Source organism: Bacillus sp. ISL-35 (assembly GCF_018613355.1).
GTDB lineage: Bacteria > Bacillota > Bacilli > Bacillales > Cytobacillaceae > Mesobacillus.
In genome coordinates, this window is sequence record NZ_JAGGQK010000005.1 from 12,680 (window position 1) to 31,121 (window position 18,442).

Annotated in this window: 18 protein-coding genes; 17 read left to right on the forward strand and 1 reads right to left on the reverse strand. The window is 45.1% G+C overall.

The genetic code is table 11. The annotated features are described in order from the left end of the window. Positions 1-216: 216 nt before the first annotated feature. From J7E38_RS09190 to J7E38_RS09215, 6 genes are all read left to right on the forward strand, one after another. A complete protein-coding gene (locus tag J7E38_RS09190; RefSeq protein ID WP_215038410.1) occupies positions 217-1,401 on the forward strand; it encodes a resuscitation-promoting factor in 1,185 nt (394 codons plus the stop codon). A 222-nt stretch (positions 1,402-1,623) separates the two neighbouring features. Next, positions 1,624-2,187: a ribonuclease M5 gene (gene rnmV / locus J7E38_RS09195; protein ID WP_215038396.1), complete on the forward strand. Its 564-nt coding sequence runs from the start codon at positions 1,624-1,626 to the stop codon at positions 2,185-2,187. Next, positions 2,180-3,058, forward strand: a complete 879-nt coding sequence (gene rsmA, locus J7E38_RS09200) for a 16S rRNA (adenine(1518)-N(6)/adenine(1519)-N(6))-dimethyltransferase RsmA (RefSeq protein ID WP_215038399.1) — start codon at positions 2,180-2,182, stop codon at positions 3,056-3,058. Before rnmV ends, rsmA begins: the two co-directional genes overlap by 8 nt. Before the next feature lie 305 nt (positions 3,059-3,363). Beyond that, positions 3,364-4,242, forward strand: a complete 879-nt coding sequence (yabG, locus tag J7E38_RS09205; protein WP_215038401.1) for a sporulation peptidase YabG — start codon at positions 3,364-3,366, stop codon at positions 4,240-4,242. Between the two features lie 195 nt (positions 4,243-4,437). Beyond that, positions 4,438-4,701, forward strand: coding sequence for a biofilm formation stimulator Veg (gene veg / locus J7E38_RS09210; protein WP_023613322.1), 264 nt, complete (start codon positions 4,438-4,440; stop codon positions 4,699-4,701). Between the two features lie 155 nt (positions 4,702-4,856). Further along, positions 4,857-5,036 (forward strand): small, acid-soluble spore protein, alpha/beta type, encoded by a 180-nt coding sequence (locus J7E38_RS09215; protein ID WP_215038403.1) that lies wholly within the window; start codon positions 4,857-4,859, stop codon positions 5,034-5,036. Positions 5,037-5,447: 411 nt separating this feature from the next. On the opposite strand, the gene J7E38_RS09220 is transcribed toward J7E38_RS09215, so the two are convergent. Next, the gene (locus J7E38_RS09220; RefSeq protein WP_214710333.1) at positions 5,448-5,585 is read right to left on the reverse strand and encodes a hypothetical protein; all 138 of its coding nucleotides are present in this window, start codon (positions 5,583-5,585) and stop codon (positions 5,448-5,450) included. A 111-nt stretch (positions 5,586-5,696) separates the two neighbouring features. On the opposite strand from J7E38_RS09220, the gene ispE reads away from it, so the two are divergent. The 11 genes from ispE to spoVT all read left to right on the forward strand — a co-directional run bounded on the left by ispE (position 5,697) and on the right by spoVT (position 18,368). Beyond that, positions 5,697-6,566: a 4-(cytidine 5'-diphospho)-2-C-methyl-D-erythritol kinase gene (ispE, locus tag J7E38_RS09225; RefSeq protein WP_214710334.1), complete on the forward strand. Its 870-nt coding sequence runs from the start codon at positions 5,697-5,699 to the stop codon at positions 6,564-6,566. Between the two features lie 55 nt (positions 6,567-6,621). Beyond that, entirely contained in the window at positions 6,622-7,446 is an 825-nt protein-coding gene (purR, locus tag J7E38_RS09230; RefSeq protein ID WP_214710335.1) for a pur operon repressor, read from the forward strand. Between the two features lie 33 nt (positions 7,447-7,479). After that, positions 7,480-7,854: a RidA family protein gene (locus J7E38_RS09235; RefSeq protein ID WP_214710336.1), complete on the forward strand. Its 375-nt coding sequence runs from the start codon at positions 7,480-7,482 to the stop codon at positions 7,852-7,854. Between the two features lie 985 nt (positions 7,855-8,839). Further along, a complete protein-coding gene (spoVG, locus tag J7E38_RS09240; RefSeq protein ID WP_023613316.1) occupies positions 8,840-9,130 on the forward strand; it encodes a septation regulator SpoVG in 291 nt (96 codons plus the stop codon). A 228-nt stretch (positions 9,131-9,358) separates the two neighbouring features. Next, positions 9,359-10,732 (forward strand): bifunctional UDP-N-acetylglucosamine diphosphorylase/glucosamine-1-phosphate N-acetyltransferase GlmU, encoded by a 1,374-nt coding sequence (gene glmU / locus J7E38_RS09245; RefSeq protein ID WP_214710337.1) that lies wholly within the window; start codon positions 9,359-9,361, stop codon positions 10,730-10,732. An 18-nt stretch (positions 10,733-10,750) separates the two neighbouring features. Further along, complete coding sequence (locus J7E38_RS09250) at positions 10,751-11,707, forward strand: ribose-phosphate diphosphokinase (protein ID WP_214710338.1); 957 nt, start codon at positions 10,751-10,753, stop codon at positions 11,705-11,707. 435 nt (positions 11,708-12,142) lie between these two features. Then, positions 12,143-12,775, forward strand: a complete 633-nt coding sequence (locus tag J7E38_RS09255; RefSeq protein WP_214710339.1) for a 50S ribosomal protein L25/general stress protein Ctc — start codon at positions 12,143-12,145, stop codon at positions 12,773-12,775. A gap of 137 nt (positions 12,776-12,912) precedes the next feature. Further along, positions 12,913-13,473, forward strand: a complete 561-nt coding sequence (gene pth / locus J7E38_RS09260) for an aminoacyl-tRNA hydrolase (RefSeq protein WP_214710340.1) — start codon at positions 12,913-12,915, stop codon at positions 13,471-13,473. A 149-nt stretch (positions 13,474-13,622) separates the two neighbouring features. Continuing rightward, a complete protein-coding gene (gene fin, locus J7E38_RS09265; RefSeq protein WP_144481348.1) occupies positions 13,623-13,853 on the forward strand; it encodes an anti-sigma-F factor Fin in 231 nt (76 codons plus the stop codon). 176 nt (positions 13,854-14,029) lie between these two features. Further along, the gene (gene mfd, locus J7E38_RS09270) at positions 14,030-17,566 is read left to right on the forward strand and encodes a transcription-repair coupling factor (RefSeq protein ID WP_214710341.1); all 3,537 of its coding nucleotides are present in this window, start codon (positions 14,030-14,032) and stop codon (positions 17,564-17,566) included. Positions 17,567-17,831: 265 nt separating this feature from the next. Continuing rightward, entirely contained in the window at positions 17,832-18,368 is a 537-nt protein-coding gene (gene spoVT, locus J7E38_RS09275) for a stage V sporulation protein T (RefSeq protein ID WP_214710342.1), read from the forward strand. Positions 18,369-18,442: the final 74 nt, after the last annotated feature.

Consider the following 18,442-nt stretch of genomic DNA (forward strand, 5'->3'; position numbering starts at 1 on the left):
AGCAAGGTTGTCCAAAACTTTTCTGTTTCCAAAAAGTTCTACATGTCTCACTTGCGACATAGGATAACCGTGTCGATAACTCTTGCTTTTCTTTTTATGGAGCATCTTGCATAATAGGGACTACGTTTGGGCAAGGGTGTCTGGGTTGACAAGTCGGCAACAACATCTTTATAATCACTCCGAGAAGAGGAGGCGTTTTTCATCGTGATTAATAGTATGAAAAACCTGTTTTCCAAGACTTTGAGTAAGAAGAAACTGGTGCTTTTTTCTGCTAGTTTCCTAGTTTTTGCCGCTGCTCTTGGGATCTTCATGTATGAAGGGACCAAAAAGACAGTCGCATTGACGTTGGATGGCGAAGAAAGAGTCATTAAAACACATGCTAATACTATCCAGGATATATTTAATGATCTCGATATTTCATTGCGCTCAGAGGATTATTTATCGCTGGCGGCACACACCAAGGTGAAGGATAACCTATCAATTGTGTGGAAACCGGCCAAACAGGTAGAGGTATTACAGGACCAGGAGACCAAGAAGTATTGGACAGCAGCCGATACGGTCGAAGAGTTCCTGAAAGAACAGAAGATCGTTATAAATGAACACGACAAGTTAAGCCCAAACCCAGACGCTAAGTTAAAGCAAGATGTGAAGATTGCCATTCAAAGAGCTTTCCCGCTTAAACTCGTAGTAGGCGGAAAAGAGCAAGATGTATGGTCGACTTCGACTACGGTCGCTGACTTTTTATCACAGCAAGGAATCACACTGAACGATATGGACCGTGTTGAGCCTGCGTTAAAGCAAACAGTCACAAAAGATGCCGTGATTAATGTCACTCGAGTTGAAAAAGTCACCGATGTAGTGGAAGAACCAATTAGCTATGCTGTCGTCACGCAAAAGGACAGCAAACTGGAAAAAGGGAAACAAAAAGTTGTGACAGAAGGCCAGGAAGGCTTGCTTTCCAAGGAATATGAAGTCGTTCTTGAAAACGGCAAGGAAGTATCAAGAAAACTGGTCAGTGAAAAGACATTGAAAGAGAAAAAGGATAAAGTCGTGGCAATGGGAACGAAGGTCATCGTTGCTCAAGTTTCACGTGGCTCAAGTGAACCGGCAGGGAAAGAATTCTATGTTTCCTCCACAGCTTATACGGCTAACTGTAACGGCTGCTCAGGCTACACTGCTACAGGAATCAACCTGAGGGCGAACCCAAATGTCAGAGTCATTGCAGTAGATCCAAGCGTCATTCCATTGGGAACCAAAGTATATGTTGAAGGCTATGGTTATGCCATTGCTGCCGACAAGGGCTCAGCGATCAAAGGCAACAAGATCGATGTCTTTTTCGCATCAAAATCAGATGCCTACCGCTGGGGACGTAAGACAGTCAAAATCAAAGTCCTAAATTAATTCACGGATGCAGGGGAACCTTCCTCTGCATTTTTGTTTTTTCAAACAGTCTTTAAGGTATAATAAGAAAAGCATATCACCTTAAAAAACTTTACATCTATATAGACGATTATATTTCAAAAATGTTTCATTTATTTCAAAGAAAAATTTTTTCTTTTTAAAATTAAAAAGTCCAATGCTGGCTGAATAAAGCAGCGTAAGCAATATAGTAACGGAGGAAACATGAGATTAAAAGAAATCATCGTAGTCGAGGGCAAGGATGATACAACGGCGATCAGGCGTGCCATCGATGCGGACACAATTGAAACGAATGGTTCTGCCATCAACGCAGAAACAATCGAAAAAATCCGGAATGCCCATGAAAAAAGAGGGGTCATCATTTTTACCGACCCAGATTTTCCTGGTGAAAAAATCCGCAAGACTATTTCAGAGCAGGTTCCTGGCTGCAAGCATGCGTTCATTCCAAAGGAATTGGCCAAGCCTAAGTCCGGAAGAGGCCTTGGTGTTGAGCACGCCACTCCCGAAGTGATCCGTGAAGCACTCAAGGATGCACAGATCATGGACGCAGAGGCAGTCGAGGAGATCACTCAGGAGGATCTGCTTGTTGCCGGGCTGATTGGCGGCCCTGGTTCCAAGGAGAGGCGGGAAAAGCTTGGCAGGCTGTTGAAGATCGGATATACAAACGGCAAGCAGCTGCACAAGCGCCTGATGATGTTTCAGGTGAAAAGACAGGATTTCGCAGATGCTCTGGCCGAGATCCTCAAGGAGGAACAACAAAATGCATAAAGATATTGCAACCCCTGTGAGAACGAAAGAAATATTGGATAAATACGGCTTTTCTTTTAAAAAGAGCCTGGGACAAAACTTTCTGATCGATACCAATATCCTGAACCGAATCGTAGATCATGCAGAATTAACGGATGGAAGCGGGGCAATTGAAATTGGCCCGGGAATTGGCGCATTGACCGAGCAGCTCGCGAAAAGAGCGGAAAAGGTTGTCGCTTTTGAAATTGATCAGCGCCTGCTGCCGATATTGGAGGACACCCTGTCGCCATATTCCAATGTGAAAATCATCCATAGTGATGTCCTGAAAGCCGATGTGCATGCCGTCATGGAACAGGAATTTAACCAATTTAATGATGTCATGGTTGTTGCCAACCTGCCTTATTATGTGACGACGCCCATCCTTATGAAGCTGCTCGAGGAAAGGCTGCCGATCAGGGGGATCGTCTGCATGCTTCAGAAGGAAGTGGGAGACAGGATTTCGGCAAAACCGGGAACAAAAGAATACGGTTCGCTTTCGATTGCTGTCCAGTATTACACGAAGGCTGAGACTGTGATGATTGTACCGAAAACCGTGTTCATGCCACAGCCAAACGTCGACTCGGCGGTCATCCGGCTGACATTGCATGATGAGCCGCTTGTAAAAGTGAAGGATGAAGCTTTCTTCTTTCGTGTCACCAGGTCAAGTTTTGCGCAGCGCCGAAAGACCATCCTGAATAACCTGACCAGCCAGCTTCCGGATGGAAAGCTGAAGAAAGAAAGTATACAAGCAGCGCTTCAGCAGGCAGGAGTCGAAGAATCGCGCAGAGGAGAAACTCTAACGATTGAAGAATTCGCACAATTGAGCAATGCACTGTATCCATATTTTCATTAAAGCTACTTCGTTAGATTTGTGTTCGATAAGCAGTAATAAAGCTGTCAAAAAGGCCTGGAGACTCCAGGCCTTTTTGCTGTTTCGGAATAAAATAAGCATTAATGAATATAATCAATTTTTCAGGAAAAAACGCTGCGAGTCAGGAATATATCAAGAATTTAAGGGATATATCAGCAGAACTCAGGAATATGCTTCCTGGATGATACTCCAGATTGCCAAAAAGCACATGTCTATAGGTGTTTGCATATTTTATGAAAGAAAACCACTTAGCGCAGCCTGTGTGCGGGGCAATTGGAGTGAGGATGATGAATATTAACCTCATGGATATCGTCGGCAGGGTTTCGCATCAATGCGATATTATGTTCCGGGTAATCGATATCAGAGAGAATAATGGGAAGAAAATTGCGATATTATATGGTGAGGATTTCCGATTGATTGCAGATGCGCCCTATGAAGACCTGATCAAAATCGATCCGGGTATGCGTATGAGGCTGACAGAGGAATTCCGGTCACTTGAAGAACAATCATATAAGCTATTCCGGCAGGATGTTGATTTATTGCAGCAAAAACAAGAATATGAGACCACCGAGGGTTACAGCAAATCCTATAATTACTTTCAGATGCCAGGAAAAGTTCTTCATATTGATGGAGATCCAATTTATTTAAAAAAGTGCTTGACCTTATACGAAAAGGTCGGGGTACCGGTTTACGGGTTTCACTGCAATGAAAAAGAAATGCCGGATAAGGTCGGGATGCTGATTGATTATTATCGGCCGGATATACTGGTCATCACCGGACATGATGCCTATTCAAAGTCGAAAGGCTCTATGGATGATATCAATGCATACCGCCACTCCAAGCATTTTGTCCAGACGGTGAGAGAGGCACGAAAGAGAATTCCCCATCTTGACCAGCTTGTCATCTTTGCGGGTGCATGCCAGTCTCATTTCGAGTCGCTGATCCATGCTGGAGCGAATTTTGCGAGTTCGCCATCAAGAGTCAATATCCACGCTCTTGACCCGGTCTATATCGTCGCAAAAATCAGCTTTACCCCTTTCATGGAACGGATCAATGTATGGGATGTGCTGCGGAATACCCTGACGGGGGACAAAGGATTGGGCGGCATTGAAACAAAGGGAGTATTAAGGACAGGTATGCCATATAAAAAGAATTCGTCGGACTGATTTATATACGGTCCGGCGTTTTTTATTTGCCATACATATTTTACTGCATTAAAGGATACTCTAAAATTGTTGAATTTTAGAAGAAAAAGAAGACGAAAATATATTGACTTTTAAATTTAAGTACTGTTATAATTTATGTTTTTGTTTGACTAAAGGGTGTCAGCGTGTTATACTTTACATAGTGAGGTGGACCGAATGCCAAAAACATTATCGGATATCAAAAAAGCACTTGATTCAAACTTGGGAAAAAGACTTATGCTAAAGGCCAACGGCGGACGCAGAAAAACGATCGAACGTTCAGGTGTATTAGCGGAAACTTATCCTTCAGTTTTCGTCATTGAGCTTGACCAGGATGAAAATGCTTTTGAACGTGTTTCGTACAGCTACGCAGATGTATTAACTGAAACGGTTGAAATTACCTTCTTTGAAGATACAACAGGATCAATTGCTTTGAGCTAATCTATGCTCAAATGCAGTACAGGCAGTGAACTCTCGGGTTAGCTGCTTTTTATTTTGCCCATTTTTAAGAGGCAAAGGATAAATAAGGTGCACATGAAAAACACCTTTCTCCAAAATACTAAGAATGCCGTGATGGTGAAAAGGAGATGGTAGCATTGGGCAGAAGAAGAGGGATTATGTCTGACACGCTGAAGGAAGAGCTTGCGAAGGAGCTCGGCTTTTATGATGTCGTCCAGAATGAAGGATGGGGCGGAATCAGGGCAAGGGACGCAGGTAACATGGTAAAGCGGGCAATTGAGCTGGCTGAACAGCAGCTTGCGAACCAGAACCGCTGATTATAATAGACATTCTTTTTAAACTGCCGTAAAACTGTTCCTGACAGTGGCCAATATAATTCAGATCCATCACGGTGCCGGGGCTTTTGCTCCGGCTTTTTTGCGTTGAATTCCTGGAATCCTAATTCTTTGTGAAATGACTGTATTCGCAAATGAGCAAATGATAAAATAGAGGAATGTTTCTGTAGAGGAGTCTTACTTATTTTACTTTCAGAGGGTATTGTTTAAATTTGATCATTGTCCAGCTCCAGCGCCTAACTCCTCGAGTCGCTTGTCTAGCTGCGGCTCCTAACTCCTCGAGACGTTTCGGTCCTGCCAATGAAGTCAAAGAACGACTTCACTGTCAGGCCCTCCAACGCTTGTCGGAGTTGGGCAGTCGCCTCCGCTTTTCGAATTGTCTAGTGTTGTCTCCTAGAACTCCGAAACTTCAACTCCGCCCGCAGAAGCAAAGAGCGCTTCTTTGTCGGAGTCTCCAGTTTCTGCGTTTCTGGGCAGTCGGCTATACTTTTCGATTTCGGTCCTGCCAATGAAGTCAAAGAACGACTTCACTGTCAGGCCCTCCAGCGCTTGTCGGAGTTGATCAAGGCGCTTGCGCTTTTCTATTCTTTTTGTGGTAAAATAGGACAAAATGTGGAATTCGTGTAAAAGTAGGTGGAAGTTGTGAAGATTTTAGTGAAGGCGCCAGCAAAAATCAATTTGTCACTTGATGTTTTGCATAAACGTCCGGACGGTTACCATGAGGTGGAAATGGTAATGACGACGATTGATTTGGCTGACCGCATTGAACTTAGTTTATTAGAAGAAGACAGGATCATGATCCATTCCCATAATCGATTTGTTCCGGATGACCAGCGGAACCTTGCATACCAGGCAGCCATTCTGTTAAAAGAAAGGTTTCAGGTGAAAAAAGGTGTGATGATCGGGATTGAAAAAACCATCCCGGTAGCAGCTGGTCTTGCTGGCGGCAGCAGTGATGCAGCTGCGACCTTAAGGGGCTTGAACAAGCTGTGGAATCTTGGCTTGTCATTGGACGAGCTGGCGGTGCTGGGCGCAGAAATTGGTTCGGATGTTTCTTTCTGTGTATACGGAGGAACAGCGCTTGCCACAGGGCGAGGGGAAATAATTGAAGAGCTGCCTGCGCCGCCAACATGCTGGGTCGTTTTGGCGAAGCCTTTTATTGGTGTATCGACCGCTGAAGTATATCGCCGCCTCAATGTAGAAAAAATTCAGCATCCGCCTACAAAACAAATGATCACTTGTATTGAAGAAGGTGATTTTAAAGGGGTTTGCAACAATGTCGGCAATGTACTGGAGGATGTGACGCTATCCCTTTATCCCGAGGTCGCCCAAATAAAGGATCAAATGAAGCGTTTCGGTGCAGATGCCGTGTTGATGAGCGGAAGCGGCCCGACCGTTTTTAGCCTGGTGGCCCACGATTCGCGCATGCATCGTATTTATAACGGATTACGCGGTTTTTGTGACCAAGTATTCGCGGTAAGGATGCTGGGGGAACGCCATACCCTTGATTAAATCCGTATAATGGTGTTATATTAACCTTAAATATTCGGATTTTGGAGGTTCTGGAATGAAATTTCGACGCAGCGAGCGTTTGATCGATATGACAACCTATTTACTGGAACATCCCCGTCAACTGGTGCCGTTAACCTATTTTGCGGAGAAGTATGGTTCAGCGAAGTCCTCGATCAGCGAAGATCTCGGAATCATCAAAGAAACATTTGAACAACGGGGAATTGGTGTTCTTCAGACCGTGCCGGGGGCCGCTGGAGGAGTGAAATTCCACGTTCATGTAAGCGATGAAAAGGCAAGAGCAGTCATCGATGAACTGTGCACTATCATGGCTACCCCTGACAGACTGCTTCCAGGCGGGTATTTGTTCATGAATGATATCATTGGCAATCCAGCAATAGTCCAGGAGGTCGGGCGGCTGCTGGCATCCGCTTTTGCTGAAAAAGACATTGAAGTGGTCATGACGGTGGCGACGAAGGGAATCCCAATTGCATACGCAGTCGCAAGCCAACTTAATGTCCCGGTTGTGATTGTCAGAAGGGACAGCAAGGTGACAGAAGGTTCCACAGTCAGCATCAATTATGTCTCTGGCTCATCCAAAAGGATCCAGACGATGGTCTTATCGAAGCGGAGCCTTGCAGAAGGGTCAAAGGTTCTGATTGTCGATGACTTCATGAAAGCTGGCGGTACCGTCAACGGAATGATCAACCTGCTGGAGGAGTTTAATGCAGAATTGGCGGGAATCGCCGTTTTGGTGGAATCGGAAAACATCGAAGAAAGACTTGTCGATGAATATCTTTCACTCGTCCGGCTTTCTGACGTTGATGTAAAAGAAAGAAAAATTACTGTTAGTGAAGGAAATTACTTTGCCCGTAAAGAATAGTTGTTCAAACGAAAAAAATAATGGGGTGACAATATGAATATTGTACAAACTTCCAACGCGCCGGCCGCAATCGGACCCTACTCTCAGGGAGTAGTAGTGAACAATCTTTTCTACAGCTCAGGCCAGATTCCATTGACTCCTGAGGGTGTAATGGTCGAAGGTGATATCCAGGCCCAGACACATCAGGTATTTCAAAACCTGAAGGCTGTGCTTAAAGCTGCAGGAGCATCGCTTGAAACAGTCGTAAAGGCAACCGTGTTCATCAAGAATATGGATGAATTCGCCCAATTGAATGAAGTATATGCTGAGTATTTCAATGAACATAAACCAGCACGCTCCACAGTCGAAGTAGCAAGATTGCCAAAAGACGCCCTTGTGGAAATCGAAGTAGTAGCGCTCGTTAAATAACGGGCGTTTTTTTTATGCTTTTAAAAGTGAACAACTCGGAAAGTGTGTCTTTGAAGCGAGAAAAGCGACATGATGGTCACAAGAAGAGTCAACATGTGCCCGTGAAAAGCGGCCCGGCGGTCACAAGAAGCTCAAACATGTGCCCGTGAAGTGAGGAAAAGACGTTTGACGGTCACAAAAAAGGCAAACATATGCCCGTGAAATGAGGAAAAGGCGTTTGACGGTCACAAGAAAGGCAAACATGTGCCCGTGAAGCGAGGAAAAGACGTTTGACGGTCACAAAAAAGCAAACATATGCCCGTGAAATGAGGAAAAGGCGTTTGACGGTCACAAGAAAGGCAAACATGTGCCCGTGAAGTGAGGAAAAGACGTTTGACGGTCACAAGAAAGGCAAACATGTACCCGTGAAGCGAGGAAAAGTCGTTTGACGGTCACAAGAAAGGCAAATATGTGCCCGTGAAGAGAGGAAAATCGATTTGACGGTCACAAGAAAGGCAAACATGTGCCCGTGAAGCGAGGAAAAGTCGTTTGACGGTCACAAGAAAGGCAAATATGTGCCCGTGAAGAGAGGAAAATCGATTTGACAGTCACAAGAAGCTCAAACATGTACCCGTCGAGTAGGAAACAGCGATTCTACGGTCATAAGAAGTCAAGTATCCCCCTTAAGAAGGTAAAAAGCCGACGAAAAAAATTCTAATAAAAGTTTACTGCGCTCAGGAAAAGTTCTAGAACCATTAGCCAACTGTTTTCTGGATAGAAAATCGCACGTAATCATATAGAAGTTTTTAGCGTTTTTTTAACGGCGTCAATAGCCAAAAAAGCCTATTTTATAAGGGTTTTGGTAATTGTAAAGGCTTTCCCCATGAAAAAGTTCACAAATTTGCCCTATTTTTTCAAAAAAATTTTCTTGTAAAAGAAGGAGATTTGATTTCAACGTGGAATTATTTAACTAGAATTTTATCTATTTGTAAAGGTGGTGAACAGAATGGAAGTAACTGACGTAAGATTACGCCGCGTTAATACAGATGGACGGATGAGAGCGATCGCTTCCATCACGCTTGACAACGAGTTTGTTGTCCATGATATCAGGGTGATTGATGGAAACAACGGCCTATTTGTTGCAATGCCAAGTAAACGCACTCCTGATGGCGAGTTCCGTGATATCGCGCATCCGATCAACTCGGGTACACGCGGAAAGATTCAGGACGCTGTTTTGGCAGAGTACCACCGTTTAGGTGAATTGGAAGTTGAATTCGAAGAAGCTGGCGCTTCCTAGAATATATAAGTGCATAACATCAAGAGCCTGCTGCATAAGTAAGGCTCTTTTTAATTACCCTGATTGTCCCTCCGTTAAACCTCTTCACACGAAATATTCTCCATTTTCTTCATAAAATACCTTACCCCCTAAACTGACAAATAATTGTACTTGTTCTTCTATTCTTGAAATGGCCGGCTATTTAAGATATATTCGTAATGGATAAAAAGGTAAATTGGAGGCCTGCTAATGTCTAATCGTTATGCAATCATTTTAGCAGCCGGTCAGGGAACAAGAATGAAGTCCAAGTTGTATAAGGTACTTCACCCTGTATGCGGCAAGCCAATGGTACAGCATGTAATTGACCAGGTGAAAAGTCTTGATATAAACGAAATCGTGACCATTGTCGGTCATGGCGCCGAAAAGGTGAAAGAGCAGCTTGGCGAGGATAGCCAGTATGCCCTGCAGGCAGAACAGCTGGGAACCGCCCATGCTGTACAGCAAGCGAGTGAAATGCTTGCTGATAAGGAAGGGGTCACCATCGTTGTCTGTGGTGATACTCCGCTGATCAAGGGAGAAACAATGGAAGCTCTTTTCAAGCACCATGAAGAGACAAGCGCCAAAGCGACCATCCTGACTGCAAGAGCGGAAGACCCTACTGGCTACGGCCGTATCGTCCGGAATGCAGAAGGCTTTGTCGAAAAAATTGTCGAACACAAGGATGCAAATGAGCAGGAAAGAACCATCAATGAAATCAACACAGGTACATACTGCTTCGACAACAAGATGCTATTCGAAGCGATCCAGAATGTATCGAATGAGAACGTTCAGGGGGAATACTATCTTCCGGATGTCATCGAGATCCTGAAAAACCAGGGAGAAACTGTATCAGCATATGTTACGGATAATTTCGCTGAAACGCTTGGCGTAAATGACCGTGTTGCACTTGCTGAGGCAGAGCGCACGATGAAAAAGCGAATCAATGAGTTCCATATGCGCAACGGAGTGTCCATCATTGACCCTGATAACACGTATATCGGACCAGATGTAGCAATTGGACAGGACACAGTCATTTTCCCGGGAACAACACTTTCCGGCAGTACCGTCATTGGATCTGAATGCCAGGTTGGACCAAATACTGAAATTAGCAGCTGCGAGATTGGAAACAATACAGTTATCCGTCAATCAGCGGCTTTCGACAGCAAGATTGGCTCCGAAGTCAATATTGGGCCTTTTGCGCATATCAGGCCTGATTCTGATATTCATGATGAAGTGAAGATCGGCAATTTCGTCGAAATTAAAAAAGCCGTATTTGGCAAAGGAAGCAAGGCATCCCACCTTAGCTACATCGGTGATGCAGAAGTCGGTGCAGATGTGAACATCGGCTGCGGATCCATCACAGTGAATTATGATGGCAAAAACAAGTTCCTGACCAAGATTGAGGATGGCGTATTCATTGGCTGTAATTCAAATCTTGTTGCACCAGTGACGATTGGCAAAGGCGCATATGTTGCGGCCGGTTCGACGATCACTGAAGATGTCCCAGGTGAAGCACTTGCGCTTGCACGTGCCCGCCAAGTCAACAAAGAAGATTATGTAGGGAAAATGAACGTAAAGAAATAAGAGTCTTGGAGGTCCCCAATGTCAAACCAGTATCTTGATCCAAATTTGAAGGTTTTTTCACTTAACTCAAACGTAGAACTTGCCCAGGAAATCGCGAAAGTCATCGGAGTCGAGCTCGGAAAATGTTCTGTTTCCCAGTTCAGCGATGGAGAAATCCAGATCAATATCGAAGAAAGCATCCGCGGCTGTGATGTATATGTCATCCAGTCTACCAGCTCTCCGGTAAATGAGAACATCATGGAATTGCTGATCATGATTGATGCATTGAAGCGTGCATCAGCTAAAACAATCAATATTGTTATGCCTTACTATGGGTATGCACGCCAGGACCGCAAAGCGCGTGCTCGTGAGCCAATCACAGCTAAGCTTGTGGCGAACCTGCTTGAGACTGCAGGTGCTACCCGCGTGATCACGCTTGACCTTCACGCTCCGCAAATTCAGGGCTTCTTCGATATTCCAATCGATCACCTGATGGGTGTGCCGATTCTTTCGGAACACTTCAAAGGCAAGGATTTGAATGGCGATGTTGTTATTGTTTCTCCTGACCATGGCGGTGTTACTCGTGCAAGAAAGATGGCAGAAAGACTGAAAGCGCCGATTGCGATCATCGATAAGCGCCGTCCGAAGCCGAATGTTGCTGAAGTCATGAATATCGTTGGTAATATTGAAGGCAAAATTGCGATCTTGATTGATGATATCATCGATACTGCCGGCACCATCACATTAGCAGCAAATGCGCTGGTTGAGAACGGAGCGCTTGAAGTTTACGCTTGCTGTACGCACCCTGTATTGTCAGGTCCGGCGATTGAGCGTATTGAAAACTCTAGAATCAAAGAACTGGTTGTGACAAATACGATTGCGCTTCCGGAAGAAAAGCGCATTGAAAAGATCGATCAGCTGTCTGTTGCTCCACTGATCGGGGAAGCGATTATTCGCGTCCACGAAGAGCAATCCGTCAGCACATTGTTTGATTGATTTTAATAAGGGATAACAGGCTTGCCAATCGGCAAGCCTACTCTTGTTTCTGAATCCTTTAATAAACGGACGGGGCTAACCATGGCGCTTGAGCTTTTTCATGTATTTCCGTAGGAGAAGCGAAGCTGTTAATCTGACAGGTTTTAAGGATAAAGGTCCAAAGCTGTCAAGAAAGGCAGGTTATTGTGACAGGTTTTGAGGATACAGGACCAAAGTTGTCAAAAAAACCTCGTTATTCTGACAGGTTTTAAGGATAAAGGTCCAAAGCTGTCAAGAACTTGAAACCAATCCCTGCGGAAAGCAAAAGTGGCCTGGAGCGAGACTCAACAGCCGTGTTTATTAGAACGTTTAAAAAAAGTAAAACGTTTAGACCTTCCTTTTTTGGGGCATTTTTTATATAGACAAGTACTTACGAAAAAGGAAGGGGACAAAATCATGGGTGCAGTATTGAAAGCAAATGAACGCACAAATGCTCAACGTTCTGCCTTAAGGAAATTACGCGCGGAGGGCAATATTCCAGCCGTCGTATACGGAAGGAATACAGAAAATCAGTCGATTTATGTAGACGGTATCGAATTTATTAAAACGATTCGTGAAAATGGCAGAAATGGTGTTATATCGCTTGATGTCAATGGAAAACAGCAGGATGTCATGCTTACTGATTACCATCAGGACCATGTTAAAAATGAAATTTTGCATGCTGATTTTCTCGCAGTGGACAAGAGTTCGAAGGTACATGCAAGCGTCAGAGTCAACCTGGTTGGCGAGGCGGCAGGTGTGAAGGATGGCGGTGTCATTCAGCAGCCGATCCATGAGGTGAGCGTCACAGCGACTCCAAGCAATATTCCTCAGTCGATTGATGTGGATGTCACGAACCTGCAGGTCGGTGAAAACATGACACTGGCTGACGTTAAGTCAGGAAATTATGAAATAAATGATGATGAAAGCACGGTAGTCGTTTCAATCCTTCCTCCTAAGGTGGAAGAAGAAATCAACTCCGGTGAAGAACAAGAACCAGGAGAGCCTGAAAATGAAGAAGGAAGAGAAACGGCAGCGAGCGAAGAATAAAGATGCAATGGACGTAGCCTGAAAGGGTTACGTCTTTTGCGGTTTTCATGTACATTAGAAAAGGATGGTTTTTCTGGTAATCCCTGCAGCGAGGGGGAAGAGGAAAACCGTAAGCTTTTGGTTAGGGGTGTGGAAAGTTGAAATTATTCGTGGGGCTTGGGAATCCAGGAAGACAATATGACCAGACTAGGCATAATATCGGCTTTGAAGTCATTGATGAATTATCCAAACGGTGGAATATTCCTTTGGACCAGGCAAAACATAAAGGATTATTTGGAAAAGGATTTGTGGGCGGAGAAAAGGTCATCCTTTTGAAACCGTTAACCTATATGAATCTGTCGGGAGAATCAATCAGGGCTGTTATGGATTTTTATGATGTCGATATCGAAGACTTAGTAGTGATCTATGATGATTTGGATATGCCTACAGGCAGAATTCGTTTGCGTCAAAAGGGCAGCGCAGGGGGCCATAATGGAATAAAGTCCACCATCGCCCATACAGGAACACAGGAATTCAAAAGGATCAGGGTGGGCATCAGCCGTCCGACGAATGGAATGGCCATCACGGATTGGGTCCTTGGGCGTTTTACCGCAGAGGAGAAGGACCGGATGAACGAAGCTGTGCTAAAATCCGCCGATGCATGTGAAGCGTGGATCAAGAAGTCGTTCCTGGAAGTGATGAATACGTTTAACCAGTAAAATACAATCAGGGAAGTCAGCACAATAAACCATGCCAATCTCCTGATTAAGTAATATAATGTTAAAATAGAATCATACAATAGGCTAAGTGCATAAGTTCCTTACAACGAGTCAATAATGAATAATGACTTAAATTGGGAGGGACGGGCATGGCTATACATTATCACTGCCGTCATTGCGGCACGAATATCGGCTCATTGGACAGGTTGTCTGTCCACAGTGAAAGCTTAGGGTTGCACAAGCTGACAGAGGAAGAGCGGCAGGAGATGGTTTCTTACTCAGGTGATGGCGACATTCATATAAAATCGATTTGTGAAGATTGTCAGGAAGCCCTGGAACGCAACCCGGACTTCCACCAGCATGACTACCTGATTCACTGACAAGCTTTGGATTACACATCCAAAGCATTTTTCTGTTTTCAATATTCACTATCTTGAAGTGACCATAGGCTCTGATCAACCGGCATCTCTTAAGATCTGGAATGAAAATCAACAGCCTTGTTTAATAAAGCCAAGTTAAAAGATTAGGATTTTTAAAAAGAGAGGGAGAGGTTTGGATGCAGGGGCTGAAAGCTCTTTTTAGTCATCAGGATGATGTCCAATCTGTCATTTCCGGAATGGATGCGGGTCTCAGGGAACAGCTCGTCGCAGGCCTGTCCGGTTCGGCAAGGACGGTCTTTTTAGCGGCGATTTACGAACAGACGAAGCGCCCCGTCCTGATTGTGACACATAATTTATTGCAAGCTCAAAAGCTATATGATGACCTGGTGAATTTGGTAGGGGAAAATGACGTATATCTTTATCCAGCCAATGAACTGATTGCTGCCGAGATCAGCATTTCAAGTCCGGAGCTTAAGGCGCAGCGGATCGAAGCCTTGAATCATTGGAGCAAAAAGAAAACGGGGATTGTGATTGTTCCGATGGCAGGTTTAAGAAAGCTATTGCCGCCGAAGGAGCTTTGGTCAAAATTCCAGCTGTCATTCAAGCTTGGCGAAGAAATTGAACTGGAATCTCTATTGAACCGCTTTGTCAGCATGGGCTATGTAAGGGCGGACATGGTATCAGCGCCAGGCGAGTTCAGTGTTCGCGGCGGAATCATTGATATCTACCCGCTTACTTCTGCGGACCCAATCAGGATCGAGCTGTTTGACACGGAGGTAGATTCAATCCGGACGTTCTCGCTTGAGGATCAGCGGTCGAAGGAAAAAATGAAAGCTGTGGCGATCGGCCCTGCGACGGAAAACCCAATTGAGCATGAACAGCTGGACCGGATGGTTTCGGGCATCAAAGAAGGCCTGGCGAAAAGCCTGAAACAGCTCAAGGATGACAAAGCGAAAACGCTGATGTCACAGAATATCGGCTATGAACTGGAACAGCTCCGCAATGGCCAAAAGCCGGATCAAGTGTTCAAATACCTATCGATTGCTTATGAAAAGCCTCAAAGTTTACTAGATTACTTGCCGTCGAATGGTTTCCTGTTTGTTGATGAAATCAGCAGGGTCCAGGAGATGAACGAGTCGCTCAGCAAGGAGGAAGCGGAGTGGTATACAAGCCTCCTCGGCGAAGGGCAGATCATCCATGATTTGAAAATTTCGCACCATCTTCCTGACTTGATGAGTAAAACCCAAAAGCCGATTGTCTTTTTATCGCTGTTTTTACGGCATGTGCCAAACACGAGCCCGCAGAATATCATCAATATCTCATGCAAACAGATGCAGAGCTTCCACGGGCAGATGAATGTGCTGAAAGGGGAAGTCGATCGCTGGCGCAAAGGGAATTATGCCATCATTTTCGTCGGTCCTGATGCTGAAAGGGTGAAGAAGCTCGAGCGTGTCCTCGAAGACTATGAGATTGATGCGGTAAAAGTGGACAGCAAGCAGGAATTGCTGCCAGGGAAGGTGCAAATCATCCAGGGGAGCCTGAATACGGGCTTCGAATTCCCAATCCAGAAGATTGCCGTGATTACCGAAGAGGAGCTTTTCAACAAGAAAACAAAAAAGCCGGCAAGACGGCAGAAGCTTTCGAATGCAGAGCGGATCAAAAGCTATTCAGAATTGAAAATCGGCGACTATGTCGTCCATGTCAATCATGGAATCGGGAAATACCTTGGCATTGAAACGCTTGTCATTAATGGTGTCCATAAGGATTATCTCCACATCCGCTATCAAGGGACGGATAAGCTTTATGTCCCTGTCGAGCAGATTGACCTTGTTCAGAAGTATGTAGGCTCTGAAGGGAAAGAGCCAAAGGTCTACAAGCTGGGCGGAACCGACTGGAAGCGTGTCAAGAGCAAGGTGCAATCCTCCGTCCAGGATATTGCTGATGATTTGATCAAGCTATATGCAGAGCGTGAGGCGAGTGTCGGCCATGCTTATTCACCAGATGGCGAGATGCAGCGCGATTTCGAATCGTCCTTTCCTTATCAGGAAACAGAGGATCAAATCCGTTCCATCCATGAAATCAAGCGGGATATGGAGCGTGAACGTCCGATGGACCGCTTGCTGTGCGGTGATGTTGGCTACGGGAAAACAGAGGTGGCCATCAGGGCAGCATTTAAAGCCATTGCGGACGGCAAGCAGGTAGCGTTCCTCGTGCCGACGACCATCCTGGCGCAACAGCATTATGAAACACTTCGTGAACGGTTCCAGGACTTCCCGATCAATATTGGCCTCATGAGCAGGTTCCGCACACGCAAGCAGCAAACGGAGACCATCAAGGGTTTGAAAGCTGGAAGCGTCGATATTGTTGTCGGAACCCACAGGCTTTTATCAAAGGAAATCACTTACCGTGACTTGGGATTGCTGATCATCGACGAAGAACAGCGGTTCGGGGTTACCCATAAAGAGAAAATCAAGCAGCTGAAGACGAATGTCGACGTCCTGACTTTGACAGCCACTCCAATCCCGAGAACCCTGCATATGTCGATGCTCGGTGTCAGGGACCTGTCTGTCATCGAAACACCGCCAGAAAACCGCTTCCCTGTCCAGACCTATGTCATGGAATATAACGGCGGGCTCGTCCGTGAGGCGATTGAACGGGAACTGGCGAGGGACGGACAAGTATACTTCCTATATAACCGTGTCGAAGACATTGAACGGAAAGCCGAAGAAATTTCTATGCTCGTGCCGGATGCACGTGTTACGTTTGCCCACGGCCGGATGACTGAAAATGAGCTTGAATCGGTGATGCTTGGTTTCCTTGAGGGAGAGTATGATGTCCTCGTCAGCACGACGATCATCGAGACGGGTGTGGACATCCCGAATGTAAATACCTTGATTGTTTATGATGCGGATAAAATGGGTCTTTCCCAGCTTTACCAGCTGAGAGGAAGGGTTGGGCGCTCCAACAGGGTGGCCTACGCCTATTTCACCTACCGGAAAGACAAGATTCTTACAGAAGTGGCGGAAAAACGCCTGCAGGCTATCAAGGAATTCACCGAACTGGGCTCTGGGTTTAAAATTGCGATGCGTGACCTGTCGATCCGGGGTGCCGGAAATCTGCTTGGTGCGCAGCAGCATGGCTTCATCGATTCTGTCGGTTTTGATTTGTATTCGCAAATGCTCAAGGAAGCTATCGAAGAACGCAAGCCCGAAAAAGATCAGGTCCGCAAGCCTTCGATTGAAATCGACCTGGAGCTTGATGCTTATATTCCGGACACCTATATTTCCGATGGCCATCAAAAGATCGAGATGTATAAGCGTTTCCGAGGTATCGAGACATTGAAGGATATCGATGAATTGAAAGAGGAAATCACCGACCGGTTCGGGGATTATCCTCAGGAGGTGGAAACCTTATTAAAGGTGGCGGAGCTCAAGGTATATGCGATTACCGCAGGAGTGGAATCCATCAAACAGGCGAAACAGGATGTTACGATCCTTTTATCAGAGGATGGCAGCACCCGGATTGACGGACAGAAGGTGTTCAAGCTGAGCAGCCAGTACAGGAATGCGGTCGGGCTTGGCATGGAAGGCAACAAGTTAAAGATGGTTGTCCATACAAAGGCATTGAAGGACAATCGTTGGTTCGAGATCACTTTCGAGATGGTAAAGGGACTTCACGACTCCCAAAAGGAACAGGAAAATACAGTATCCTGACATGTGGAAATATTTTGTAATACAAATGTAAAACAAGAAGGTGTTTCAAAAAAGATAGACAAGGGTAATTTTTGTGTGTACGCAATAATTGACTGGAAGGTTTATCCGTTTTTGGCACCTTTATCACTTCAAAGAAAATAATGATGAGAAGTGTATAGAACTTTCCATATGAAAGATACTAAGTTCAAATCTTGGTAAGGATGATTAATTAAGCCATTATCGTTACCAAAAAAATAATCATCAGATGAAAGTGAGGCAACGTTGGATGAAAGCAACTGGTATTGTTCGTCGAATCGATGATTTAGGTCGTGTCGTTATTCCTAAAGAAATTAGAAGAACCCTTCGTATTCGTGAAGGAGATCCACTAGAGATTTTCGTGGACCGTGATGGTGAAGTAATCCTTAAGAAATATTCACCAATCAGCGAACTGAGCGATTTTGCGAAGGAGTATGCAGAAGCGCTGTATGACAGCCTTGGCAATCCGGTGCTGATTTGCGATCGAGATACTTATATCGCAGTGGCAGGCGGTTCCAAGAAGGACTACTTGAATAAAAACATCGGTGAACAAGTCGAGAAGACAATGGAAGACCGTACTTCCTCGCTTGTGAACCAGCAATCTAACTTCGCGCTTGTAGACGGTAATGAAGAGTCTATTTCTTCTTATACGATCGGGCCAATCATCGCTAACGGAGACCCAATAGGGGCTGTAATCATCTTCTCTAAAGAAGGATCACTGGGAGATGTTGAACAAAAGGCAGTGGAAACTGCTGCAGGCTTCCTTGCAAGACAGATGGAGCAATAATCGATTAACTGTATTTTCTATCCTACCTGAATGGGCAGCTGACAAAGCTGCCTCTTTTCATGTTCTCGTTTATT

Coding starts and splice junctions, on each gene's coding strand:
- J7E38_RS09190 (WP_215038410.1), top strand. CDS start 217: ATGAAAAACCTGTTTTCCAAGACTTTGAGTAAGAAGAAACTGGTGCTT.
- rnmV (WP_215038396.1), top strand. CDS start 1,624: ATGAGATTAAAAGAAATCATCGTAGTCGAGGGCAAGGATGATACAACG.
- rsmA (WP_215038399.1), top strand. CDS start 2,180: ATGCATAAAGATATTGCAACCCCTGTGAGAACGAAAGAAATATTGGAT.
- yabG (WP_215038401.1), top strand. CDS start 3,364: ATGAATATTAACCTCATGGATATCGTCGGCAGGGTTTCGCATCAATGC.
- veg (WP_023613322.1), top strand. CDS start 4,438: ATGCCAAAAACATTATCGGATATCAAAAAAGCACTTGATTCAAACTTG.
- purR (WP_214710335.1), top strand. CDS start 6,622: ATGAAATTTCGACGCAGCGAGCGTTTGATCGATATGACAACCTATTTA.
- J7E38_RS09235 (WP_214710336.1), top strand. CDS start 7,480: ATGAATATTGTACAAACTTCCAACGCGCCGGCCGCAATCGGACCCTAC.
- spoVG (WP_023613316.1), top strand. CDS start 8,840: ATGGAAGTAACTGACGTAAGATTACGCCGCGTTAATACAGATGGACGG.
- glmU (WP_214710337.1), top strand. CDS start 9,359: ATGTCTAATCGTTATGCAATCATTTTAGCAGCCGGTCAGGGAACAAGA.
- J7E38_RS09250 (WP_214710338.1), top strand. CDS start 10,751: ATGTCAAACCAGTATCTTGATCCAAATTTGAAGGTTTTTTCACTTAAC.
- J7E38_RS09255 (WP_214710339.1), top strand. CDS start 12,143: ATGGGTGCAGTATTGAAAGCAAATGAACGCACAAATGCTCAACGTTCT.
- fin (WP_144481348.1), top strand. CDS start 13,623: ATGGCTATACATTATCACTGCCGTCATTGCGGCACGAATATCGGCTCA.
- mfd (WP_214710341.1), top strand. CDS start 14,030: ATGCAGGGGCTGAAAGCTCTTTTTAGTCATCAGGATGATGTCCAATCT.
- spoVT (WP_214710342.1), top strand. CDS start 17,832: ATGAAAGCAACTGGTATTGTTCGTCGAATCGATGATTTAGGTCGTGTC.